Genomic DNA, 23,831 nt, shown 5'->3' on the forward strand with positions numbered 1-23,831 from the left:
TTCTAAAGTTTTCCCAGTTGGATGCGATATATAAAAGGAGTGGACTGTGCGGAAAAAAGTCCCAGTATCAATCAACCGGGAGGAACAAATAGAATGAAAAAGCTTTTAGCCAGCTTGCTGGCCGTTTTACTGCTGACTGCTGGAGTCTTTCAGGCGATGCCGGCTCATCAGGCAGAAGCAGCTGCCGCCTTTACCTATTATGCCAAAAATGACTTTCAAGCACGGACAGGACCTGGCGATCATTATGCCAAAGCGTTACATGTTCCATTTCAGACTGCCTTTGCTGTAAAACAAGGTGCAATCAAGAACGGCTGGGCAAAAATTCAGCTGAACGGCAAAACACTTTATGCGAAATCATCTTATATTACTAACAAAAAGCCAGCAAAAATCTATTTCAGCTACTATACAAAAGAACCGGTGAGTTTTTACGCAGGAAGAGGGACTCATACGAAACGCTACGGATCGATTGCGGAGGATGCGATCATCAAAGTAGGAAAAGGAACGGTATTAAATGGATGGGTGGAAATTCTGCACAATGGAAAAAACTATTATGCGGACTATTCCAAGCTGACATCCAAGCCACCGGTCTTCTTTACTTATTATGCGGTGAAAGATTTCACTTTATATAATGAAAGAAATAAGATAACACCGAAAAAAAAGGTATCAACAGGCTCTGCAGTCAAAGTGAAAAAAGGCAGCGTGCAAAACGGGTGGAGCCGGATTGAGTACAATGGCCTGAAAGGATATGCCCCGTACAGCAGCATTGCAAGCAAGCCTGCTGCGGCCGTTTATTTTACGTATTATGCAAATAAAAATACGGGCATTTACAGTACAACAAACACATCTTCAGGCAAGCTTGCCTCTCTAGTTCTAAATGATCAAATGAAAATTGAAAAGGGCAGCATATCAAACGGGTGGGCTGTGACGTCTTTTAACGGAAAAGATGCTTATGTGCCTTCGGCTGATATTTCGAACAAGCCGGTACCGGTTAAAGCGGAAGATCTTACGTACTACGTAAGAGAGGAATTAAATCTCCGCTCCAAGAAAACAACCGCTTCCAGCATTATCCTGACCATTCCACGGGGAAATAAAGTGGAGATCCTGAACCCTGAAGAACTGAAGGAAGAATGGATTTCTGTCAGATACAGCGGAAAAACGGGGTTTGTGAAGACGAGCTACCTGACTCTTGAACCGCAGCCTAAAGAAACAGCTCTTTCAAAGACAATTGTCCTTGATCCGGGCCACGGAGGAAAAGATCCTGGCGCCATCGGCAACGGTCTTCAGGAAAAAGCGGTTGTGCTTGATGTCGGAAAGCTTGCTTCAGATAAACTGAAAAAGCTTGGCTACAATGCCTACATGACAAGAGATAATGACACGTTTCTTTCATTAAATGAACGGACGGACTTTACATATACGAAAAATGCCGGTGTCTTTGTCAGTCTTCATATGAATGCAAGTACAGCTGCATCAGCAAACGGCACAGAAACGTTTGCTACAAACGGTTCGAATGCAAGTGCAGCTGCATCTGCAAAAAGTTCGAAAGCAAGCAGCAGCTTCAGAGCTTCTTCTCTTACTCAGGGTGAGAAGGATGACAGCGCAAAGCTTGCGGAATTTATTCAGGCAAGATTAATCAAAGCTCTCGGCACACGTGACAGAAGCACGAAAAAAGAAGCGTTTTATGTCATCGATAAAAACTACACAAGATCTGTCCTCGTGGAAATGGGCTTTATCTCGCACTCCGGGGACGCAGCCATTTTCAAAACATACGACGGCAAAAACAAAGCTGCAGAAGCCATCACACAGGGCGTAAACGATTTCTATCTGTGGAAGAACGGCAAGTGAAACAAAAAGACCTGAAACACGTGATCCGCGGTTTCAGGTTTTTTTATGGTTGTTAACGAAAGACTATATTCGATATAATAAGTAGGTCCTTGCAGAATACGTCGAAAAATTATGCAAAAACTACATATAGAACTTATACAAATTACGTTAAGCCATTAGCTAATTGGAGGAGTTTTTTTGAGTAAAAATATCATAGATCGCGTCAATGAAGCTTATTATGGAGCTTTAGGAACGGATTTCAGCAAAAAAACGAGAGAACGCATCAACTGGATTGTGACACGTGTTACGGGAAACAAGGTGCTCGACATCGGCTGTTCACAAGGTATTAATGCCATCCTCCTCGGCCGGGAAGGCAAAAAAGTAGATGGAATCGATATCTCCCGGGAATCGATCGATTACGCCATTAAAGAGCTTGGCAAGGAACATCCGTCCGTTCAAGCTTCTGTCACATTCAAAGTATCGAATTTCATGACTGATGACGAAATTGAAAAGGATTATGATACGATCCTTCTGACAGAGGTGCTTGAGCATATCAGTGATCCTGAAGCTTTCCTTAAGAAAACCCTGGCTCATCTTAAGCCGGGCGGCAGACTGATTGTCACCGTCCCGTTTGGCATCAATGATTTTATCGACCATAAGCGGACGTACTATTATTCATTATTGGCAGAACAAATCGGCCCTCATTTTAAAATTGAGTCCTTTGATTATTTAGGAAGATGGTCAGGCGTCGTCTGCACAGCTTCTCCTGAAGAAAATCTGCCTTTTTATACAAAAGAGAATCTGCAGAAGCTTGAACAGGGCTTTTACGCCCTGGAAAGAGATTATATGCAGCGCATCGGAACCCTTGCAGGTCAGACTGCAAAACAGGAAAAAGAGCTAAAAGAGCTTCGGCAGCCTAAAGAGTCTGGCGACACGCTGTATGAACAGCTGAAAGCACAGATTGCAAAGCAGGAGGAATATATCCGCCAGCTGCAGATTGAAACGGTTGAGCTTTTAAACCGCGAAGAAGATGCACTTAAAGCAGCTCTTGCAGCCGTAAATAAAATCGAAGATGCGAACCGAAAAGCATCTTATATTGAGCACCGCTATAATGTCCTGAAAAAATCCCGATTTGGCAGAGTTCAGCTGAAGTACTGGGCATTGAAGAAAAAACTAGCCGGAAGAGGTAAGAAATAATGCTTAAAGTGGAAATACTCAAACGTTTAGAGAAAGTCCGACTAACTAGAGCAAAGAAAATGGGGTATGACATCGAAGAGGAGCACGTGCGGAAAAATGAAAAGCCCCTCTACGATAAAGGCATCAGCGTTATTATCCCAACCTATAAAGGTGAAAAAGTCATAAAAAAATGCCTGACTTCATTGGCTGATCAGACAATTGATCATTCCATGTTTGAAGTAATCATTGTCATCAACGGCGAAAAAGACAATACAGAAGAGATGATCGGACAGATTGCCCTGGAAAGAAACATGTCCAATATCCGTGTCGTGACAATGGACGAAGCAGGAGCATCGATTGCGCGCAATAAAGGAATTTCGCTTGCAGCACGTGAATATGTCACGTTCCTTGACGATGACGATTATTTTTCTGCCAATTTCCTTGAGGAAATGTACAAGCAGGCAAAGCCTGATACAGCTGTTATTTCTCAAATTTACAATGTTGAGCCGGACGGAAACATTCAATCTTCCAATCCGATCAACCGCCAGATTTTAAAGTCCGTCATCAGCAAACAAAGCCCTTATATGAAGCTTCACACTGTCCTTACCATCAATGCGTGCAAGCTGATTCCGACTTTATATGTACAAAAGTATAAATTTGATGAGAGCCTTAAAAGCGGTGAAGACGTCGTCTTTTTCACAGAGCTTTTCGTTAAAAACGACCTTAAGTTCGCAGTGGCTTCATTAACTAAAAAAGCTGTATACTACCGCACGCTAAGGGAAAACTCCATTTCCCGCCAGGCAATGACGTTTAACTTTAACGTCGAACAGCGTGCAGACTGCATCGAGAAAATGAATGAACTGCTTGTTCCAGATCTGCCTTTTGAAAAGCGCGACTTTATCGAAAGAAAGATCAATGCACAGGTCTCGTTCATCGTGAAGTACTACGAAGAACATAAAGATGAGTATGACCGCATCATGAAAGAAATCTCATCAAGAAGACCTGTATACTTCCCGTACCATCTGCTGAACAAGGACCGCGTTGAGCAGCTGGTTGTTTCATACTGCTTCCCTCCTTACAACGACACAGCCGGCAACGTTATGGCGAAGCGTATGAGACAGGCAGGCAAGGTTTCAGATGTCATCTACAATACGATGGACAAAGTCCGTACAAAAAATGCATCCCTGAACCAAATGGTGGATGATTTAATTCATACAAGACTTCCGATCAATTCGCCGTCGAGCTTTTCACACTGGGCCCATATTAAAACGTTCGTAGACATGGGAATGAAAGGCGCAAACGAATTAGTCGAGAAAAACGGCGTTCATAAGCAGGTATTCAGCCGTGCGATGTGGGCAGCCTCCCACTTCCTTGCGTATGAGTACAAAAAGAAGTACCCGCAGACAAAATGGATCGCTGAATTCTCCGATCCATTGATCTATGACATTGAGGCTAAAAAGCGTCTTGTTGATATTACCGATCAGGGGTATTTAAAGCAGCTTGAAGCAGATGTAAAAAAAGCAGGGTTCCCGTCTCCAAACGATGCAAGTCTCTTCGTATGGTGCGAATATCTTCCGTATATTTTTGCAGATGAACTGATTTTCACTAATAAAAATCAGTATCAGTACATGATGGACATGTTCCCGATTGAGGAAATTAAACCGATCATTAAGCAAAAAGTTGTCATCGAGCCGCATCCGACTTTGCCGGAAAGCTATTACCACATGGAGGAATTTGATTATCCTCTTCTGTCTGAAGACCATGTGAACGTTGCCTATTTTGGAAACTTCTACAGCAAGCGGAACCTGAACGACTTGTTCTCAGGTTTAAAAGAAGCGCACGAGGATACTCAGCGCAAAGTCCTGATCCATGTCTTTACGGCTAAACCGACAGAGCTTGAAGATCAGCTTAAAAACGATCCGCTTGAGGACTCTATTATTGTCAACGGGTTTGTCGATTTCTACACGTTCCTGAACCTTTGCACAAAGTTCGACTGCCTGGTTGTCAATGACTCAACAACGAAAGACAACAAGCCAATCAATCCTTATCTGCCGTCTAAACTGAGCGACTACAAAGGAAGCGGCACGGACATTTGGGGCGTCTATGAAGAAGGCAGTATTCTCGGTCAAAGTGAAGGCATCACTTATTTGTCTCCGCTAAATGATGCAAGAGCTGCAGGAACTGTTTTTGACAAAATGGTTGCGAAGAAATTTTCCGGAAAGAAAGCTCGAAAAGTGGAAAAGGCACCGGTCGCTCCGGCTAAACCGGCAGCTGCTGCCGGCGGAACCGCAGCTGCTGGCACAGTATTCGAAAAAAGCTGGATCAAAAAGACGGAAACTGAACTCCATCATACTGCCGGCACGGACCAAGAGGAGCTCGAACGCTTAAGCCAGCTTGCCGACCGCCTGATTCAGGATAAGAAGGAAATGGAGCAGGAATTTAAAACCATCCTGACAGCTATTGCCGATGATGTGGAGTCCAGGGAGAACCTTGGCGAGCTGATCAGCAAACAGGAAGCTGCAGGACTGAAAAGGTCCGGCATTTCTCCAGAAATGATTTCAGCAGGACAGGAACAGCAGAAAAAGCTTCTTGAAGAAAAAGAGCGTACCATCAGCGAGCTGCAGACAAAATTGACGAAACTGCAAAATTCCAAACTTGGAAAATTACAGTTGAAATATTGGGGACTAAAACGCAGAAAATAAAGGTATGTCTCATATTTTTCAATTGACGGGAGGGGACATCATGCTGAATGTGCCGGTTAAAGAAATCACTTTTTTTGATAAATGGCCGAAAGATACAAAGAAAAGCTTTGATGTTCAGATTGACGGAGGCGCACAGCTGGACATCAAGATTGCCCAGCTGGTAAAAGACGCGGGTCCGATCATTCTTTATTATAATAAAGGCAACAGGGTTGACCGCAGTCTGAACCCGGGCTATACGTACATTGCAAGAATTGACGGTACAGTAAACAGCGGGGTTCAGGTGCAGCAGGTCATCGTCGGCTATGACAGAAATGACAACAAGGTATATGTTCAGTACAATCCGCTTGGAAGTGAAATGAATCTAAGCTTCCCTGCGAATGTGGCGAGCTATTCCATGGGAATCAGACTTTCAGGGTCAGGAGAAGCCGCGATAACCGATTTTTCCGTTTCAGCGTATAACGTGCCGACTTCAGACAGTCAGAAAGAGCTGTATTTAAGACACCCTGAGACTGACTACCTGATCGTTACGAATGTATATCCCGAGAAAAACACGTATTACCAGAACATGTTTGTTCACAAGCGCGTGCTCGGATACCGGGAAAATGGCATTAATTGTGCCATCTACCGATTGAACACATCTCCGGCAAGTATCGCTCACTACGTTTATGAAGGTGTGCCTGTCTATATTGGCGGAGAGGATGCGCTGACAAACCTTTTAAATGCAAAGCCGTACAAGAAAGTGATGTTTCACTTTATCAATGAAAGAATGTACCGCGCTGTCCGCAAGTCAAACGCAAGATACACGCCAAAGCTTGTATGGGTGCACGGGTTTGAGACAACAAAATGGTACCGCCGCTGGTTCAACTTTTACCAGAGCACAAAAGAAATCCGCAATAGCCTTGAATATGCGAAGCGCAATCAGGCGCAGCTGGATTTCATGGCAGATCTTTACACCACGGAAGATGACGACATAAAATTCATCTTCGTTTCGAAATGGTACAAAGAGAACGTTGCTGAAAAAGATACGAACACCATCATCAAAAACTACAGCATCATTCATAACTCAATTGATGACGAGCTGTTTGATTATGTAGAAAAAACAGAAGAGCAGCGCAAACGGATTTTAACAATTCGCCCGTTTGCTTCAAGAACGTATGCGAATGACCAGACCGTGAAAGCAATCCTTGCACTTAAGGACAAGCCGTTCTTCGAAGATCTGACCTTTGATATTTTCGGCCAGGGTCCTTTGTGGAATGAAACCGTCGAGCCGCTTAAAGGGATTCCGAACGTTCATCTGCATAATTACTTCCTGTCCCAGAAAGAAATCGCGGAGCAGCATAAATCCCACGGCGTCTTTTTAAGTCCATCACGGATGGATTCGCAGGGGGTATCTCTTGGAGAGGCGATGTCAAGCGGTCTTGTGCCGGTAACGTCAGCTGTTTACGCCATTCCTGAATTTATTGATGACTCGTGCGGCTTCCTTGCAAAAGGGGAAGACTACATGGGACTTGCAGAAGCCATTGAATATCTTTACTACAACCCAAAAGCCTTTCTGCAAAAATCAGAGGAAGCTGCGCATATCGTCAGGTTCCAGTGCGGCAAGCATAAAATGATTCAGGCGGAACTGAAAGAAATTAAAGAAAAAAAGGAAGAAAAAGTTCTCTTGGAGCAGGGCAGCTGAAATTATTGACACAGTGTTTTCTAAGCTGTAATGTGGTATGAGGGAAATTTTTGAACAACCAACTGGAGGAGAATTCACATGAAGATCGCAACACTAGGTCTTGGTTATATCGGACTGCCGACTTCTATTATGTTTGCAAAGCATGGCGTTGACGTGCTAGGCGTAGATGTCCAGCAGCATGTTGTTGATTCATTAAACCAAGGCAAAATTCATATCGAAGAGCCTGGACTTCAGGAAGCGCTTGAAGAAGTAATGGCTTCCGGCAAATTCAAAGCATCAACACAGCCTGAAAAAGCAGACGTATTCATTATTGCCGTTCCAACTCCAAATAAAGACGATCAATATAAATCAGTCGATTTAAAATATGTACTGAGCGCAGTTGAAATGATGATTCCTTACCTTGAAAAGGGCAACACGGTCATCGTAGAATCAACAATCGCACCGCGTACAACAGACGATCATGTAAAGCCGCTTCTTGAAAAGCACGGCTATACAATCGGCGAAGACATTTTCCTTGTGCATTGCCCTGAGCGCGTTCTGCCTGGACAAATCATGCATGAGCTTATTCACAACAACCGCATCATCGGCGGTGTGACAGAAGCCTGTAAAGAAGCCGGAGCAAAAGTGTACAGCACATTTGTTGAAGGCGAACTGATCCTGACAGATGCTAAAACAGCTGAAATGTCCAAGCTTATGGAAAACACATTCCGTGACGTCAACATTTCACTTGCAAATGAGCTTGTGAAAATTTGTACGGAGCTTGATATTAACGCTCTTGACGTTATCGAAATGGCCAACAAGCATCCGCGTGTAAACCTTCACCACCCTGGACCAGGCGTTGGCGGACACTGTCTTGCAGTTGACCCGTACTTCATCGTGGCAGAAGCTCCGGAGCAGGCTAAACTCATCTATCAGGCGCGCGACATTAACGTTTCTATGCCTTCTTTTGTTGTAGAAAACGTTTCTAAAATGCTTGGTGGCCTTGACGACAAGAAAATCACAGTCTTCGGATTAACATACAAAGGCAACGTTGATGACATCCGTGAAAGTCCTGCAATGGACATCTACCAGCAGCTTAAAATGGCCGGTGCAAACGAAGTCATCGCATATGACCCGCATGTTCAAAAAGACTGGGTAGAAAAAGACATCAAAAAAGCAACAGAGCAATCAGACCTTGTGCTTGTTCTGACAGACCATAACGAATTCAAAGCACTTGATGCTTCTGACTTCACAGCAATGAAAACAAAACGTATCTTTGACACGAAAAACGTCGTAAAGAACTGCCCTGAAGAGATCACGTACATCAACTTCGGCAACCTTTACAAATTCGTTAAGTAAGAAAAAAGACGAAATGGGGACCATATTAGTTTATGGTCTTTTTTTATTCCGGAGCTTCATTCCATTGATTAAATGGAGCGCATTGCGGGTAAATCCTGCACAGGGGCTGAATAGAGGGAAAGCGGGGATACTGGTGGTAAGGAGTTTCCAACTTGACGTTTTCTGCCTGGAGAAGGTATGAAAAGTTAGTCTGTCTGTTACTCATGTCAAAACCTTTACAAATCCCTCTAAAACTTGAAAGGTCTTTGGACTAGGTATATTATTAGGAAGGTGCAACATTTTGTGAGTTAGGAGAACATCTTATGCTACTTGATACATTTAAGGCCATTAAATCCAATAAAGACCTGATCTATCACTTGACTGCTTCTGACTTTAAAGCGAACAATTCAAGAACGTATTTCGGTTTTTTATGGTGGATCCTTGATCCAATTTTTTATATGGCAATCTTTTATTTACTGGTCGTGGTCATTCTTGACCGGGGTACGCCAAACTACCCGATCATTATCTTTACAGGGCTTATTCCTTTAAAATTCGTTACAGCTGCACTTGTTGATGGAACGAACTCGATTTCATCCAAAGGAAATATTCTGCAGCAGGTGTATGTGCCCAAAATTATTTTTGTTGTTGTGCGGCTGCTAGTAAACTGCATTAAGTTTTTAATCAGCGCCGTCGTGCTTATCTTGTTTTTGGTTATTTTCGGAACAGAGTTTACACCTTATGTTCTCTTATTCCCGCTGATTTTTATTATTAATGCATTCTGCCTGCTTGGCGTTATGATTTTCCTTGCACACTTAGGTGTTTTTATCCGGGATGTTAAAAATATGATGCAGTATATTTCCCGTGTTTTACTTTACTTATCACCCGTTTTATTTGAAATGAGCACAGTGCCGGACAAGCTTGTTCCGCTGCTCTATCTGAATCCTTTTACAACGATTCTGGAATCCTATAGAGACGTGCTGATTTACGGCAGAGCGCCTGAGTGGATCCCGCTCCTTATTTTAACGGTAGTTTCTCTTGCAATCCTGTATTTCGGAATTCGTTTGCTGAACAAAAATGAAAAAGAATATGCTAAGGTGATTTAATTGACTGATACTATAATCGAAGTTGAAGATCTTTGGGTTTCTTATCCGGAATTTACGGAGAAGCCGTTAAAGAAATTATTGAATATGCATAAGCAAGATGATCGTTTCTGGGCTCTGAAGGGCCTTAATTTCGAAGTGAAAAAAGGCGAGGTTTTAGGTGTCATTGGACGGAACGGCTCTGGGAAAAGTACGCTTTTAAAGCTGCTCAGCGGCCTGATTTCGCCTGATAAAGGCACATTTAACATCAAGGATGACGAGCATCCGGTTCTTCTTTCACTTGGAGCGGGCTTCCAGCCTGAGCTTCCCGGAATCGAGAACATCTATTTGAATGGACTGCTTCTTGGCCATAAAAAGAAGCAGATTGACGAGAAGATTGATGACATTATTGAGTTTTCCGAGCTTGGCGATTTTATTTACAAGCCTGTCCGCACCTATTCGGCAGGGATGAAATCGAGGCTTGCTTTTGCTACGGCGATTTCGCTTGATCCTGAAATTCTTCTGATTGACGAAGTACTTGGAGTTGGAGACACAGCTTTCCAGCAAAAGTGCCGAAATGCCATTATGGAGAAAATCAAGCAGGACAGAACCGTTATCTTAGTCACACACTCATCAAACCTTGTAAGAGCCATCTGCGACCGCGTCGTCTGGATTCATCTCGGCGAGCAAAAAGCAGTCGGTGAAACAGGACCGATCGTCAAAGAATACGATGAGTTCATGAAACAGGCAAAATAATGAACATCCTCATGCTGCTGTATAAGGATATTCCTTATGATGCCAGAGTGAAAAGGGAGGCCCTGGCCCTTGCGGAAGCTGGACATGACGTTTACCTTGCCTGCGTCCGCGAGTTTCAGGAACCGGATCCTTTTCTACATACCAATATTCATCTGATGCGTCTCCCTATTTCTGTTAAAAGCATGAAGGCGGCCATTTCGGGTGCAAATCCCGGACAGGCGCCGAATCGGTCCGGTCTGAAACGTGCAGTTGTTCGGGCTGCCAGACTGCCATTAGTCAAAATACTGAAAGATTACATGGCGTATTATGAGTTTTATAAAAAAGTAAAAAGCAAAGTGGGAGACCTTAAAATAGATGCTGTTCACTGTCATGACCTGAATACGCTATGGCAGGGAAGCATGCTTGCAAAGGATTTCTCCGCTAAGCTGATTTATGATGCCCATGAAATTTTCAATGAAATGGCAGGCCGCAATGAGCTTGATCGGTTTGTCGGCTATAAGATGGAAAAGCATCTCTTTAAAAAAATAGACAGGCTTGTGACGGTGAATCCGTATTTGAGAGATTATTTGTTTGAACGCAATGGAAAAAAACCTTGCGTGCTCATTCAAAATATCCCGCTTTTTTCTGAAGAGATGCTGGCCGGCAATAAGCCGATTGACTGGAATTATACCTTCAGAGAAGAAGATACGGTACTGCTTTATCAGGGCGGTTTTTCTCCATACCGCGGCCTTGATCTTATTGTGAAAACAATGGCTGAACTGCCTGAGAGCTTTAAGCTCGTGATGATCGGCTCCGGCTTACTTAAAGAGGAACTGGTGAAGCTTGCTGAGTCTCTCGGCTTATCAGACCGTGTGTTTTTTCAAGACCAGGTACCGTCAGAGGATCTCTTCTATTACACTCGGAAGGCCGACATTGGCCTTGTGATGTATGAGAAAGTTTCAAAAAATAACTATTACTCCACACCGAACAAAATGTTTGAATATCTGCAGGCCGGCGTTCCTGCTGTTTCTTCTAACCATCCCGGCAAATCGGTCGTAATCGATGAGTACAGGACGGGCGTGCTTGCTGAAGAAACAACAGAAGGCATCAAGGCCGGGATCATGAAAGTGAAGAACAATTACGAGTACTACCGGCAAAACTGCCTGCAGGCAAGGAGAGTTTTAACCTGGGAAGCAGAAAGCAGAAAGCTTGCTGAGATGTATAATAATCTGTGATGCGGTTTTAAAACCGCATCTTTTTTGAAAGACCTGAAATATTATTGAAGACAAATCTTAATACTATAGAAAACAACTCTCTTTCTGCTTAATGATATAATCATCCTAATTGGACATAAAAGGAGTTAGAATATATGGACCGCAAATTAAAAGTCATGACAATCTTCGGGACAAGACCGGAAGCGATCAAAATGGCACCGCTTGTACTGGAGCTTGAAAAATATCCGGATGAAATTGATTCGATTGTTACGGTAACGGCCCAGCACCGTCAAATGCTTGATCAGGTTCTGGAATTGTTTGAAGTCAAACCGGATCACGACCTGAACATTATGAAGGACCGTCAGACTCTGACCGGCGTTACGACAAAGGCGCTTGAAGGCCTTGATGAAGTCATGAAAGAAGTAAAACCTGATCTTGTTCTTGTGCACGGTGACACAACCACTACGTTTGTCGCAAGCTTAGCAGCGTTCTACAACCAGATTGCTGTCGGACACGTTGAAGCCGGCCTCAGAACGTGGAATAAGTATTCTCCGTTCCCTGAAGAAGTGAACCGCCAGATCACAGGGGTTATTGCTGATCTTCATTTCGCGCCGACAAACAAAGCAGAGCAAAACCTGCTTCAGGAAAATAAGAAGGGCGAAACGATTTACATAACTGGAAACACAGCGATTGATGCACTGAAAACAACGGTAAAAGAAGAATACACACATGAAGTCCTTGAAAAAGTAGGATCTGACCGGATGATCCTTTTAACAGCGCACAGACGGGAAAATCTCGGCCAGCCGATGAGAAACATGTTCCGTGCGATTAAACGACTGATTACCGAGCATGAAGATGTTCAGGTTGTATACCCTGTTCACTTAAATCCTGCCGTTCGTGAAGTGGCGGATGAGGTGCTTGGAAATGACCCTCGCATTCATTTGATTGAGCCGCTTGGCGTTTATGATTTCCATAACTTCGCAGCTAAAGCACACATCATTTTGACCGATTCAGGCGGCGTGCAGGAGGAAGCTCCTTCACTTGGAGTCCCTGTCCTTGTCCTGCGCGACACAACTGAGCGCCCTGAAGGCATCGAAGCAGGCACTCTGAAGCTTGCCGGTACAGAAGAAGAAACCATTTATCAGCTTGCCTATGAGCTGCTGAACGATAAAGAGCGCTATGAGGCGATGTCTAAGGCATCCAACCCATACGGCGACGGCGAAGCTTCAAGAAGGATTGTAGAAGCAATTTTGCATCATTTCGAGAAGCGCAGCGATAAGCCTGTTCCATTTGAAGTGTAAAAATACAAAAGACCTGATGCTGCGGCATCAGGTCTTTTGTCTGCTTCTCATTGGAAGCGGATGGGAAAATTCAAGGAATGAAGCAGATTTGGCAAGTAATCTTTGAGCTGCGGCAAGTAAAATGGTCTAGCCGGCAACTAAAGCGTTATTTTCGGCAACTAATACGTCCACTTCGGCAAGTAACGGTCATTTCTGCAGCTTTTGCAGAGCATCAGACAGTTCTTTTGCCTGCGTTTCCCGGTTGAATGACTGAAGCAGGTGGCCGCGCAGTCCTTTTTTCATGGTCTGGAGACGTTCCGGCTGACTTTGAGCAAGTTTTAAAGCACGGATAAAGTCATCTGCGTTTTCAGGCTCAAATGGGAAGCCGGCCTCATTTGCTTCAACGATTTCCTTTGCCTCACCTTCCACGCCAATCAGGACAGGCAGCGAGACGGCCATGTAATCAAATACCTTTGATGGAATTGTAATTTCAAACAGCGGATGTTTTTTCAGGCTGACGATGCCAAGGTCCGCACTTTCGTAGTAGGAGGCAAGATCCTCTTTTCGTTTGCCCTCAAGAAAACGTACATTTGTCAGTCCCATCGAAGCGGCCTTTTCCATTAAAGGTTCTTTTTCAACGCCTTCTCCGATGAAAAGGAAACAGACGCTTGGGTCATGTTTAAGCTTGTCTGCTGCTTCAATGATGGTTTGAAGACCTTGGGCAGCGCCGATATTGCCGGTGTAGAGGACAAGGAACTGATTTTCGATGCCAAGCTCTTTTTTCACATCGTGTACTTGTGAAGGAGCTTCCAGTGAGGGCGGGTTGACGCCGTTTGGAATCACGATGATTTTATCGGCTGATATACCCATGCCAATCAGACGGTCTTTATAGCCGTGCGTCACGACAACAATCAAATCGGCCCTGTTGTAAATGAACCTTTCAAGCTTTCTTGCAAGGTCAAGCAGGCGCTTGTTTTTAAACTGGCCGAGAATCTCAGCGAAGTCGACCCATAAATCGCGGACTTCAAAGACGAACTTTGTTCTGTGGATCCTGCTCAGGATATATCCCGTCACACCCTGGAAAAGCTGAGGGGAGGTCGCATATACAATATCCGGCTTTCTGACTCTGAAACCGCTGAAAACGCTTGATACCATAAAGGATAAATAGTTGGCGAGCCGGCGTATGGAGCTCTTTTTCGTATCTCGTATTTGAAAAGATCGGTAAACAGACAGTTTATTTACCTTCTCTTTGCTGAATAATGTTGAGGATGGCTTTGGAAAGGCCGTCAGCACATGCAGGTCATGGCCCAAATTTGAAAGGTTTGTGCTCATATCAAATGCACGTCCCTGAGCTGCACCTATTTCAGGCGGAAAGTGCTGTGTAATGTAAATAATTCGCATAGTAATCCCTTTCCATAAAATATTAGGATATGTCAATATATTAGTGTAAAGTATTAATGGAAAAGTTACAACTTTGATGTGAAAAGGAATGGATAAGCCCATGAAGAAAATATGTGTCATCACCTCTGTCCACCAGGCATATGACGGACGCATTTACCATAAACAATGCAAGTCGCTGCAGAAGGCGGGTTATGATGTGACGCTTGTCGCGCCAAAACCTGATGCTGTTCTGGATGATTCCATTAAAATCGTGCCGGTCGAAAAGCCAAAATCAGAGCTCAAACGATTTTTACATACACTGACGGTTATGAAAACGGCCAGAAAAACGGGTGCGGATCTCTATCATTTTCATGACCCTGAGCTGATCCCTGCGGGTACACTGCTGCGCATCATGACAGGCAAACCCGTCATTTTTGATGCCCATGAGCACTATCCGAATGCCATCATGAGTAAGAAATATTTAAAAAGCTGGCTGAAGAAGCCGGTGCGGTTTGCGTATGAGATGATTGAAAAAATCTGTCTTCCCATTTTATCAGGCGTGATTTATACAACGGATGAAGTAGGGGAGAGGTATCAAAAATACCGGTCATGCAAAATTGAAAATTATCCGCTGACAGATATGTTCACCGTTCATAACGGCAAGAAGGACCGCAGCCTTGTTCTATATCTAGGGGGGATAACGCCGATCCGGGGGATCAGACAGATGACGGAGGCGTTCATCATGACGGCGGACAAGCATCCTGATGCAGCCTTTCTATTTGTAGGGAGATTTGAATCAGAAGCGTTTGAAAGAGAGATCAAGGAAATGGTTGAGAAAAGCGGGCATTCTGACAGGATCACATTTGCCGGAAGCGTTCCTTACTCTGAGATTGAATCGTATTTGTCCAGAGCATCCATCGGCGTTATTCCTTATCTGCCTGAGCCCAATCATTTAGTCTGTCTGCCAAATAAACTGTTTGAATACATGGCAGCTGGAACAGCGGTAGTGGCTTCTGATTTTCCGCACTACAGAAAAGTAGTGGAGAACTCAAACAGCGGACGGCTCGTTGACCCTGAGAGCCCGGCAGCAATTTCCGGTGCGCTTTCCGGCCTTCTTGAGCACCCCGATCAGGCAGAGAGTTTTGGTTGGAACGGCCGAAAAAGTTTCGAAACCGTCTATAATTGGGAATCAGAAGAGAAGAAACTGACAGCGTTTTACCGGAAGCTCCTGAAGTAGCAGGAATTTGTTCAAAAAGCGTTCAAACTTAGAATAGCCGCAACAGATTCTTAACAAAATAATAATTGCAAGTTTAAATATTTTTGCTATGATGGAGGAAGTGAAAATATCACACATAAGTTGGTGCAGACATGTTAGATTATTCTAATTATATTATAGCTTTTATAGTTTCTTTTATAGTGGCTGTATCGATCACACCACTTATTAAAAAACTTGCAATAAAAATGGGTGCAGTTGATAAGCCCGACAGCCGGAAAATCCATCAGGGCCTGATGCCGAGGATGGGCGGTCTTGCGATCTTTATCGGAACCGCTGCAGGCTTCCTTTATCTTAAGCCCGAATCCATGTATATGAATGAAGTCATCATCGGCGCGTTCATCATTGTTCTTGTCGGTATTCTAGATGACCGTTTTACGCTTAAAGCGAAGTATAAGCTCATCGGACAGCTGGCCGCTGCCGGAGTTGTCGTATCCTCAGGTTTGCTGATCAACAAAATCACGCTTCCGTTTTTCGGGCTCATTTACCTTGATTACTGGAGCTATCCTGTCACGATCCTCTGGATTGTCGGGGTAACCAATGCGATCAATCTGATCGACGGACTGGACGGGCTTGCTGCAGGTGTTTCATCCATTGCGATGACAAGCATCCTGATTATGGCCTTTACAAACTTTCAATTTGCGGTCGTGTCGCTGTGCGTCATTCTAATCGGAAGCTCGCTTGGCTTTCTGGTGCACAACTTCTATCCTGCCAAAATCTTCATGGGAGATACCGGGGCGCTGTTTTTAGGCTACTCAATCGCCATACTCTCCACGATGGGATTATTTAAAAACATCACATTGTTCGGTTTTATTATCCCGATCATTGTTTTGGCTATACCTATTTTCGACACGCTATTCGCGATTGTCAGAAGGCTTGTGAACAAGCAGAATATTGCTGCGCCTGACAAGCTTCACCTTCATTACTGTCTGGTGGACCTTGGCTTCAGCCACAGAAAATCGGTTCTGCTTATTTACTTCTTCAGCGCATGCTTTGGTCTTTCTGCCATCATCTTCTCAAATGCGACGATGTGGATGGCGCTCTTCATCATGATGATTCTGCTTCTGTTCATTCAGATTGCAGCAGAGCTTGTCGGCCTGATTGGCGAAGGCCATAAGCCGCTTATCAATGCCTTCAGAAAACTGACGGCAAAGCCTCAAAAAGACAATTAATGAATCCGTACAGCACGCGCTGTACGGTTTTTTTTTATGCATGAAAAAAGCTCCAGCACCGGCCGGAGCTTTTTCCTATTCATTTGTGCTGCTGAGTGTATCACTGTCTGTTTCAAGCTCGAGGTGTTTTTTGAGCTCAATCTGAATATTGGCGAGACTTGTATCATCCGGTATCCAGTAAGCTACATTTCCGACGTATTCGCCGACGCCTTCAAGTTTGACCGTCTCAATCTTATCGGTGTTGAATTTGTTGTATTTTTTGTAAAAGCCGAGAAGCTCAGACATTCTCATGTTCGTTTCGACATTTTCCCCAACTTCGTTTGTGAGCTGATCAACCTTGAGCAGAGTGCCGGCAGAAACAATCTCATTGATGACTTCTTTCACGACCTGCTGCTGCCTTTCGTTTCGGCCGATATCATTGTTTGGATCCACCATTCTCATCCGGGCATATGCAAGAGCGTACCGTCCGTCCATCTCCATAGGGCCTTCTTTGAATTCGAGTAGTTCAGCTTTAGGATCATCACTGTTCTGTTCAAAATCAAACGGAACATCAACGGTGATGCCACCGACGATATCAATAATATTTTTAAAACCTTCAAAGTTTACGGTTGCATAATAATCAATCGGGATATCAAGGAAATCCTCTACTGTTTCAATTGTCAGCTCTTTTCCGCCGGAAGAGTAGGCTGAGTTAATTTTACGCTTGGTTTCTTTTCCCGGAATGTTTACGCGTGTGTCGCGGGGAAGACTCAGCAGTTTCATGGTCTGATCCTTTGGGTTAAAGGTTGCGACCATCAGTGTATCTGCACGGCCGCCTTTTCCGCCGCTTGAATAATCCTCAACGCCGAGAAGAAGAATCGAAACCGGATCGTTTGAAATGGTAACGGCTTCATCCCGGAGCTTTGATTTATCCCTGCCGAGGTCATCGTAGGAATTGTTTGCTGCCTGATAGGTTTGGTAGAACACGTAGCCGGCATATCCTCCAACAGCTAAAAAGAGGATGAAGAATAAAAATAAGATGCGTTTAAAAATGCTTTTCTTCTTCTTTTTCTTTATTTTCTTTACTTCTTGCCTATTCATAAGATACTCCTCATTTTTCTTAAATTTTTGGCTGTTCTAAGTAAAGCTGCCGGCCTTCTGTGATTTCTCCCTGGCCGTTTGTCAGCTCAGTCATCCATTCTGTAAATGCTTCTTTCTGGCCCTCGTCTGTGTAGGTCTCAACCTCAACGGTATCAAGGTAGTGGATCTCCTTGAGCTGAAAGCGGGAGTTTCTCAGTTCGTTCTCCACTTTTCCGAGCCATGTATAATCAATCTTAGTATGCATCACACGGGTCAACTTACGCTCCACAATGCCGATTTCATTTAATGCCTCTGATACCGAGCTTCCGTATGCGCGGATCAGACCGCCTGCGCCGAGCTTGATGCCGCCGAAATAACGCGTCACGACTGCGACTGTATCTTTCAGCTGCCTTTTTTTCAGAACTTCAAGGATGGGCACTCCTGCTGTCCCGCTTGGTTCTCCGTCATCGTTTGCCTTTTGGATGTGATCCTGTTCCCCGATCAGATAGGCGGAACAGTTGTGCGCTGCGTCCCAGTGCTTCTTTTTGATTTCCTGGATAAAGGCCTGTGCCTCTTCTTCTGTTTCAGCACGGGTAAGATAACAAATAAAACGGGATTTCTGTATGGATATTTCATGCTCTCCGTATCCTTTTACGGTATAATAGTGTGAAAGCATGCTTGTACACCTCCTTAAAGGGTTGCAGAAGGCAGCATATTTATGAGTATATTTTGCGCTGACAAGCTTCAGCGCCTAACTCCTCTGCCAGAACAAAATCCCCAAAAAAGTCAAAATCGGACTTTTCCGGTGATTTCTTATCTGGCTTTCGGAGCTGAACAGGCGCTTACGCTTTTCTAAAGCACATTCTTCTATTATAAAGCGACAAAATTTTCAGTTCAATCATTATATTGTGTGATAGTGTGTGAAGTTTATTTTAACCCATTAGCGGAGGAGATATAGTGGACTCCAAGAAGCTCGACTGCAAAGTGCTCGATCAGATTCTGGATAAAATGGTAAAAACCGTGGACGGCAGCAAAGGCGAGATCTTTAAAATCGGCGAACAGTCCCGCCATCAATACGAATCGCTCGTCGAAGAGTTAAAGCAAATCAAAATACAGGTGAATGATGTCATTGAGCAGGGGGACAAGCTTGAGGTGCATGCGAGATTCGCCAGAAAGCGCCTCTCAGAGGTCAGTAAGCACTTCAAGCAGTTCAGCGAAGAGGAAATCCGGGAGGCGTATGAGAAGGCCCACAAGCTTCAGGTTGAGCTGACGATGCTGCAGCAGAAGGAAAAGCAGCTCAGAGACCGCCGTGATGACCTTGAGAGAAGGCTGCTCGGTCTTCAGGAGACGATTGAACGCGCTGAGGTGCTTGTCAGCCAGATTACCGTCGTCCTGAACTATCTGCATCAGGATCTGCGGCAGGTTGGCCTGCTCATTGAAGATGCCCAGCAGAGGCAGGATTTCGGCCTCAGAATTATTGAAGCCCAGGAAGAAGAGCGTAAGCGCGTTTCGCGTGAGATTCACGACGGGCCTGCACAGATGCTTGCAAATGTGATGATGCGCTCTGAGTTAATTGAGCGGATATTCAGAGAGCGCGGTTCTGAAGAGGGCTTCAAGGAAATCCGTTCTTTGAGGCAGAATGTCCGGAATGCCCTTTATGAGGTGCGCCGCATCATCTATGACCTGAGACCAATGGCCCTGGATGACCTTGGCCTGATCCCGACGCTCAGAAAATATCTGTATACGATTGAGGAGTATAATGGGAAAACACGGATCCTGTTCTCGAGCCTCGGTGAATTTGAGGAGAACCGGCTGCCGCCGCGCTTTGAGGTTGCGCTGTTCCGCCTCGCCCAGGAGGCTGTGACAAATGCCCTCAAGCATGCCGAGGCCCGCGAAATCCAGGTGAAAGTCGAAGTGAATCAGAATAATATTGTCCTCATGATCAAAGATAATGGAAAAGGCTTTGATACGAGGGATACCATTCAAAATCAGAAAAAGTCATTCGGATTGCTCGGCATGAGGGAGCGGGTGGAGCTCCTGAACGGAAGAATGACCATTGATTCGAAAATAGGTCTTGGGACATTCATTATGATACAGGTGCCTCTTAACGTCTGAAAAAGGAGACAAAAGGCATATTGACGGCATGACCTTGTTTTAGACTAGAATAAAAAAATGGGAGGCGTATGCATGAAGACAAGAATTGCAATTATAGACGATCACCAATTATTCCGGGAAGGCGTTAAGCGGATCCTGGATTTTGAACCAAGCTTTGAAGTTGTATCAGAAGGCGATGACGGAGAGGATGCTCTTTCAATCGTTGAAGACAGCAAGCCTGATGTCGTCATCATGGACATCAACATGCCGAAAGTAAACGGCGTGGAAGCGACAAAGCAGCTTGTAGAAGCAAATCCTGAAACGAAAGTCATTATTCTTTCCATTCATGATGACGAAAACTATGTCACTCATGCGCTGAAAACGGGGGCACGCGGCTACCTGCTGAAGGAAATGGATGCAGATACGCTGATTGAAGCGGTTAAAGTTGTTTCTGACGGCGGTTCTTACCTGCACCCTAAAGTCACTCACAACCTTGTGAATGAATTCAGACGCCTCGCGACAAGCGGTTCAGGCGGAGGCACAGCCACAATCGCAACGGAAATTCGGCGTCCATTACATATCCTGACGCGCCGCGAGTGTGAAGTGCTGCAGATGCTTGCTGACGGCAAAAGCAACCGCGGCATCGGCGAAGCTCTTTTCATCAGTGAAAAGACCGTTAAAAACCACGTAAGCAACATTCTTCAGAAAATGAACGTTAATGACCGTACACAAGCTGTAGTCGTTGCCATCAAAAACGGCTGGGTGGAAGTGCGATAGAACCTGCTTCGGCGGGTTTTTTCATTTTGAAATTTTTCTATAAAGCAAATCCTTGTTATGATAGGTAACAGGGATTTTTGCTGTTCACCAATTATTTACATGAAAAATTAATGAAATTTATAGCATTATCTTATAGAATGAAAGAACAAGTTGAGAAGTCGATGACAAGGAAGGTACATTTTATGAAAACGGCAATTGTTACGGACAGTACAGCTTATATACCGAAAGAAACCCGCGAGCGGCTGAACATCCATATGATTCCGCTCAGCGTTATTTTTGGCGGGGAAGTGTATCAGGAGGAAGTCGAAATAACGGCTGCCGAATTTTACGAGGAAGTCAAAAGCAAAGGCGAGCTTCCGACAACTTCACAACCGCCGGTCGGGAAATTTGTCGAGCTGTTTCAGGAGCTTTCAAAAGAATATGACGCAGTGATCAGCGTCCACTTATCGAGCGGCATCAGCGGAACCTATAATGGAGCAGTTACTGCTGGACAAATGGCGGAAAGCATCAAGGTCTATGCGTTTGATTCAGAAGTCAGCTGCATGGTGCAGGGCTTTTACGCAATTGAAGCAGCAGAGATGGCAGCTCTGGGCAAAACCCCTGAGGAAATTATGGAACGCTTAAACGAAGTGAAGCAATCAATCAGTGCTTATTTTATGGTGGATGATCTTTCCCATCTGCAGCGCGGAGGACGATTGAGCGGTGCACAGGCTCTGATCGGAAGCCTGCTGCAGGTTAAACCAATTCTGCACTTTGTAGACAAACTCATCGTGCCATTTGAAAAAATCCGCACCCGCAAAAAAGCGCTCAACCGCATCTATGACCTTTTTGACGAAGAGGCAAGCAAAGGCAGGCCGATGCGCGCCGTCATCATTCATGCCAACCGTCCTGATGAGGCAGAGAGCATGAAAGCAGAACTCGAAGCAAAATATCCGCACGTCGAATATTCCATCAGCTACTTCGGACCCGTCATCGGCACCCATTTGGGTGAAGGGGCTATGGGCCTTGGCTGGTATACGAGATAAAGAAGCCGCTCCGCCGGCCGCCTTCGAGCGGCTGCGGAGCGGTTTTCTCTTTGGATGAAATTTAGTATTAAAAAACAGCCGGCTAAACCGATAAATAATAAGAAAGCTCCTTTAAAAATTGACTTCATTCCCACGGTGCATTATTTATCCGCATAAGTACCCACTTCTCTTTTTGTCAACACAGGACTCTCTTCCTGCAATTTTTCTTCGGTATCCGAAGAGAAGGACGAAAAACAACGAAAAAAAGACGAAATTCCCACCGAAAATTTTCATTATTTCAATACTTTTTTTATTACATGACTAGACAATACCTGCATTTATTCCCATACTTGGATATGTATACTTCATTATCCATATAGAGGAGAGATCATATGCAGGAAATTGACATTCAAAAACGGCCATATCGGCACTGGACAACACTTGAGGACCGCAAGCTCGTTGAACTCAGAAAACAGAACATCAAATTCCGTGATATTGCCAAACAACTGAACAGGACGCCAATCAGTGTTGAAAAGCGCTTCAGAAAAATTGAAAAAACGAAGTTCGATCAGGAGTGAGGTTTTCGGTCCAAAATGGATTGCTGAAACCCGCAGAGATTGTGAGTGAAGGACTTCAGGTCGCCAAACACAGCCTCCGTGTTAGCCGAACCAATCCATCATTTTTATACTCCAAAGACCTCCAAACATACCTTCAAGGCAGATTGCTGCTCCCTGATGAGCTTCCTTTCCCCTTTGCCCTTATCCAATCGCATGTTGAAAATGGCTATGTCTGTTATGAATACGGCGTAAAAGATGGAGCTTGCTTCCGCTGCGGAAATAAAGATCCCAGGCTCATTGCTTCCTTTCCGTGCGCAAGATGCAGTGAAAGCTGCTCCTATTGCAGGGCTTGCATTCAGATGGGAAGAGTAAGCGAATGTACGCCTCTCATCAAATGGACAGGCCCGTGCCGGCCAAAGAGCGAGGCAGCATTTACAGGCCTGAAGTGGGATGGAAGGCTTTCAAATGCCCAGCAAAAAGGGTCTGACCGAATGGTTTATGCTGTAAGAAATCAGCAGGATTTACTGCTCTGGGCCGTGTGCGGAGCAGGAAAAACCGAGATGCTGTTTCACGGAATTGAGGCAGCGCTGTCAGAAAATAAACAAGTTTGTCTTGCTGCCCCGAGAACGGATGTCATCCTTGAGCTGACTCCGAGACTGCGTGCTGCCTTTCCAGAAGTGAAGATCGCCTCCCTATTCGGCGGAAGTGAAGAACGCTTTCAGGAGGCGGATCTCGTCATCGCAACAACCCATCAGCTCATGCGCTTCACCGCTGCATTTGATGTCTTGATCATTGACGAAGTGGATGCCTTTCCATTTTCAGCAGACCAAAAACTCCAGTTTGCTGCAGCCAGAGCGCGAAAGCCGGACAGTTCCCTGATTTACTTAACCGCCACCCCTTCTGAAAAAATAAAAGAAACCATCAGTCTTCATGTGAAAACTCCGCAAAGATACCACGGTCATCCACTCCCTGTTCCTTCCTTCATCTGGTGCGGGCATTATAAACGGGCGCTTCAGAAAAAGAGACTCCCTGAACCGCTTCAGAAATGGGTCTCTGACCGTCTTGCCATAAACAAACAGTCGTTTTTATTTGTTCCTTCGATTCCCGTTTTAAAAGCCGCTGTGGCGATCCTGAAAGAGCAGCACGCAGCGATAGAAGGGGTCCATGCAGAAGATCCGGACCGAAAAGAAAAGGTGCAGAAATTCAGAGACGGCGCCATTCCAATCATTGTCACAACGACCATATTGGAGAGGGGAGTCACCATTCCTGGTTCGGATGCGGCAGTGCTCGGGGCAGAAGCAGGTATTTTTACTGAAAGCGCACTTGTCCAGATTGCAGGTCGTGTCGGCAGGAGCGCTGCACACCCTGATGGGGATGTCCGCTTTTTTCACTACGGGAAAACAGAAGCGATGATTCGTGCCAAAAAGCATATTCAAATGATGAATTCTGAAGCTGCGAAAGTGACTTTCTGACTGTTTAGCATGTTAAATATATCCAACATTTTTACGTT

19 protein-coding genes are annotated in these 23,831 nt (G+C 44.8%); 16 read left to right on the top strand and 3 right to left on the bottom strand.

The genetic code is table 11. From position 1 onward, the window contains the following. The first annotated feature begins 93 nt into the window (after positions 1-93). The 9 genes from ACTSEZ_RS17745 (at position 94) to wecB (ending at position 13,026) form a co-directional block, all read left to right on the top strand. On the top strand, positions 94-1,842 hold the full coding sequence (locus tag ACTSEZ_RS17745) for an N-acetylmuramoyl-L-alanine amidase (protein WP_369735684.1): 1,749 nt from the start codon (positions 94-96) through the stop codon (positions 1,840-1,842). A 177-nt stretch (positions 1,843-2,019) separates the two neighbouring features. Beyond that, positions 2,020-3,018: a class I SAM-dependent methyltransferase gene (locus tag ACTSEZ_RS17750; protein ID WP_369735685.1), complete on the top strand. Its 999-nt coding sequence runs from the start codon at positions 2,020-2,022 to the stop codon at positions 3,016-3,018. Then, the gene (locus ACTSEZ_RS17755) at positions 3,018-5,699 is read left to right on the top strand and encodes a glycosyltransferase family 2 protein (RefSeq protein ID WP_369735686.1); all 2,682 of its coding nucleotides are present in this window, start codon (positions 3,018-3,020) and stop codon (positions 5,697-5,699) included. Before ACTSEZ_RS17750 ends, ACTSEZ_RS17755 begins: the two co-directional genes overlap by 1 nt. 40 nt (positions 5,700-5,739) lie before the next feature. After that, positions 5,740-7,380, top strand: a complete 1,641-nt coding sequence (locus tag ACTSEZ_RS17760; RefSeq protein ID WP_369735688.1) for a glycosyltransferase family 4 protein — start codon at positions 5,740-5,742, stop codon at positions 7,378-7,380. A gap of 78 nt (positions 7,381-7,458) precedes the next feature. Beyond that, the gene (locus tag ACTSEZ_RS17765; RefSeq protein WP_369735689.1) at positions 7,459-8,718 is read left to right on the top strand and encodes a nucleotide sugar dehydrogenase; all 1,260 of its coding nucleotides are present in this window, start codon (positions 7,459-7,461) and stop codon (positions 8,716-8,718) included. A 302-nt stretch (positions 8,719-9,020) separates the two neighbouring features. Next, positions 9,021-9,800 carry an ABC transporter permease gene (locus ACTSEZ_RS17770; protein WP_369735691.1) on the top strand — a complete coding sequence of 260 codons (780 nt, stop codon included), beginning with the start codon at positions 9,021-9,023 and terminating at the stop codon, positions 9,798-9,800. Continuing rightward, positions 9,801-10,532 carry an ABC transporter ATP-binding protein gene (locus ACTSEZ_RS17775; protein WP_203289066.1) on the top strand — a complete coding sequence of 244 codons (732 nt, stop codon included), beginning with the start codon at positions 9,801-9,803 and terminating at the stop codon, positions 10,530-10,532. It begins immediately after the preceding gene. Next, positions 10,532-11,746, top strand: coding sequence for a glycosyltransferase (locus tag ACTSEZ_RS17780; RefSeq protein WP_369735692.1), 1,215 nt, complete (start codon positions 10,532-10,534; stop codon positions 11,744-11,746). Before ACTSEZ_RS17775 ends, ACTSEZ_RS17780 begins: the two co-directional genes overlap by 1 nt. Positions 11,747-11,880: 134 nt before the next feature. Further along, complete coding sequence (wecB, locus tag ACTSEZ_RS17785) at positions 11,881-13,026, top strand: non-hydrolyzing UDP-N-acetylglucosamine 2-epimerase (RefSeq protein WP_369735694.1); 1,146 nt, start codon at positions 11,881-11,883, stop codon at positions 13,024-13,026. A 186-nt stretch (positions 13,027-13,212) separates the two neighbouring features. Here wecB and ACTSEZ_RS17790 read toward each other — a convergent pair whose 3' ends face one another. Next, complete coding sequence (locus tag ACTSEZ_RS17790; RefSeq protein ID WP_369735696.1) at positions 13,213-14,406, bottom strand: glycosyltransferase family 4 protein; 1,194 nt, start codon at positions 14,404-14,406, stop codon at positions 13,213-13,215. Between the two features lie 100 nt (positions 14,407-14,506). On the opposite strand from ACTSEZ_RS17790, the gene ACTSEZ_RS17795 reads away from it, so the two are divergent. Continuing rightward, positions 14,507-15,622: a glycosyltransferase family 4 protein gene (locus ACTSEZ_RS17795; protein ID WP_369735697.1), complete on the top strand. Its 1,116-nt coding sequence runs from the start codon at positions 14,507-14,509 to the stop codon at positions 15,620-15,622. Between the two features lie 131 nt (positions 15,623-15,753). After that, complete coding sequence (locus ACTSEZ_RS17800) at positions 15,754-16,830, top strand: glycosyltransferase family 4 protein (RefSeq protein WP_369735699.1); 1,077 nt, start codon at positions 15,754-15,756, stop codon at positions 16,828-16,830. Between the two features lie 75 nt (positions 16,831-16,905). On the opposite strand, the gene ACTSEZ_RS17805 is transcribed toward ACTSEZ_RS17800, so the two are convergent. Both ACTSEZ_RS17805 and ACTSEZ_RS17810 read right to left on the bottom strand, forming a co-directional pair. Then, on the bottom strand, positions 16,906-17,910 hold the full coding sequence (locus ACTSEZ_RS17805) for an LCP family protein (RefSeq protein ID WP_369735700.1): 1,005 nt from the start codon (positions 17,908-17,910) through the stop codon (positions 16,906-16,908). Positions 17,911-17,929: 19 nt separating this feature from the next. Further along, the gene (locus ACTSEZ_RS17810; protein ID WP_369735701.1) at positions 17,930-18,565 is read right to left on the bottom strand and encodes a YigZ family protein; all 636 of its coding nucleotides are present in this window, start codon (positions 18,563-18,565) and stop codon (positions 17,930-17,932) included. A 281-nt stretch (positions 18,566-18,846) separates the two neighbouring features. Between ACTSEZ_RS17810 and degS the strand changes: the two genes are divergently transcribed. From degS to ACTSEZ_RS17835, 5 genes are all read left to right on the top strand, one after another. Then, complete coding sequence (gene degS / locus ACTSEZ_RS17815; RefSeq protein ID WP_029284757.1) at positions 18,847-20,004, top strand: two-component sensor histidine kinase DegS; 1,158 nt, start codon at positions 18,847-18,849, stop codon at positions 20,002-20,004. A gap of 72 nt (positions 20,005-20,076) precedes the next feature. Further along, complete coding sequence (gene degU, locus ACTSEZ_RS17820) at positions 20,077-20,760, top strand: two-component system response regulator DegU (RefSeq protein ID WP_029284755.1); 684 nt, start codon at positions 20,077-20,079, stop codon at positions 20,758-20,760. Positions 20,761-20,942: 182 nt separating this feature from the next. Next, the gene (locus ACTSEZ_RS17825; RefSeq protein WP_369735702.1) at positions 20,943-21,785 is read left to right on the top strand and encodes a DegV family protein; all 843 of its coding nucleotides are present in this window, start codon (positions 20,943-20,945) and stop codon (positions 21,783-21,785) included. Positions 21,786-22,156: 371 nt separating this feature from the next. Further along, entirely contained in the window at positions 22,157-22,342 is a 186-nt protein-coding gene (locus ACTSEZ_RS17830; protein ID WP_369735703.1) for a hypothetical protein, read from the top strand. A 41-nt stretch (positions 22,343-22,383) separates the two neighbouring features. Continuing rightward, positions 22,384-23,793, top strand: a complete 1,410-nt coding sequence (locus ACTSEZ_RS17835) for an ATP-dependent helicase ComFA (RefSeq protein ID WP_503129031.1) — start codon at positions 22,384-22,386, stop codon at positions 23,791-23,793. Positions 23,794-23,831 lie beyond the last annotated feature (38 nt).

The sequence above is a fragment of the Metabacillus mesotrionivorans genome (assembly GCF_052171315.1).
Lineage (GTDB): Bacteria > Bacillota > Bacilli > Bacillales > Bacillaceae > Bacillus_P.

Excerpts from the sequence above, each read along its gene's own strand:
- ACTSEZ_RS17800 (WP_369735699.1), top strand. The coding sequence starts at position 15,754 with ATGTTAGATTATTCTAATTATATTATAGCTTTTATAGTTTCTTTTATA.
- ACTSEZ_RS17810 (WP_369735701.1), bottom strand. The coding sequence starts at position 18,565 with ATGCTTTCACACTATTATACCGTAAAAGGATACGGAGAGCATGAAATA.
- ACTSEZ_RS17795 (WP_369735697.1), top strand. The coding sequence starts at position 14,507 with ATGAAGAAAATATGTGTCATCACCTCTGTCCACCAGGCATATGACGGA.
- wecB (WP_369735694.1), top strand. The coding sequence starts at position 11,881 with ATGGACCGCAAATTAAAAGTCATGACAATCTTCGGGACAAGACCGGAA.
- ACTSEZ_RS17825 (WP_369735702.1), top strand. The coding sequence starts at position 20,943 with ATGAAAACGGCAATTGTTACGGACAGTACAGCTTATATACCGAAAGAA.
- ACTSEZ_RS17805 (WP_369735700.1), bottom strand. The coding sequence starts at position 17,910 with ATGAATAGGCAAGAAGTAAAGAAAATAAAGAAAAAGAAGAAGAAAAGC.
- ACTSEZ_RS17790 (WP_369735696.1), bottom strand. The coding sequence starts at position 14,406 with ATGCGAATTATTTACATTACACAGCACTTTCCGCCTGAAATAGGTGCA.
- ACTSEZ_RS17780 (WP_369735692.1), top strand. The coding sequence starts at position 10,532 with ATGAACATCCTCATGCTGCTGTATAAGGATATTCCTTATGATGCCAGA.
- ACTSEZ_RS17770 (WP_369735691.1), top strand. The coding sequence starts at position 9,021 with ATGCTACTTGATACATTTAAGGCCATTAAATCCAATAAAGACCTGATC.
- ACTSEZ_RS17755 (WP_369735686.1), top strand. The coding sequence starts at position 3,018 with ATGCTTAAAGTGGAAATACTCAAACGTTTAGAGAAAGTCCGACTAACT.
- ACTSEZ_RS17760 (WP_369735688.1), top strand. The coding sequence starts at position 5,740 with ATGCTGAATGTGCCGGTTAAAGAAATCACTTTTTTTGATAAATGGCCG.
- degU (WP_029284755.1), top strand. The coding sequence starts at position 20,077 with ATGAAGACAAGAATTGCAATTATAGACGATCACCAATTATTCCGGGAA.
- ACTSEZ_RS17830 (WP_369735703.1), top strand. The coding sequence starts at position 22,157 with ATGCAGGAAATTGACATTCAAAAACGGCCATATCGGCACTGGACAACA.
- ACTSEZ_RS17745 (WP_369735684.1), top strand. The coding sequence starts at position 94 with ATGAAAAAGCTTTTAGCCAGCTTGCTGGCCGTTTTACTGCTGACTGCT.
- ACTSEZ_RS17765 (WP_369735689.1), top strand. The coding sequence starts at position 7,459 with ATGAAGATCGCAACACTAGGTCTTGGTTATATCGGACTGCCGACTTCT.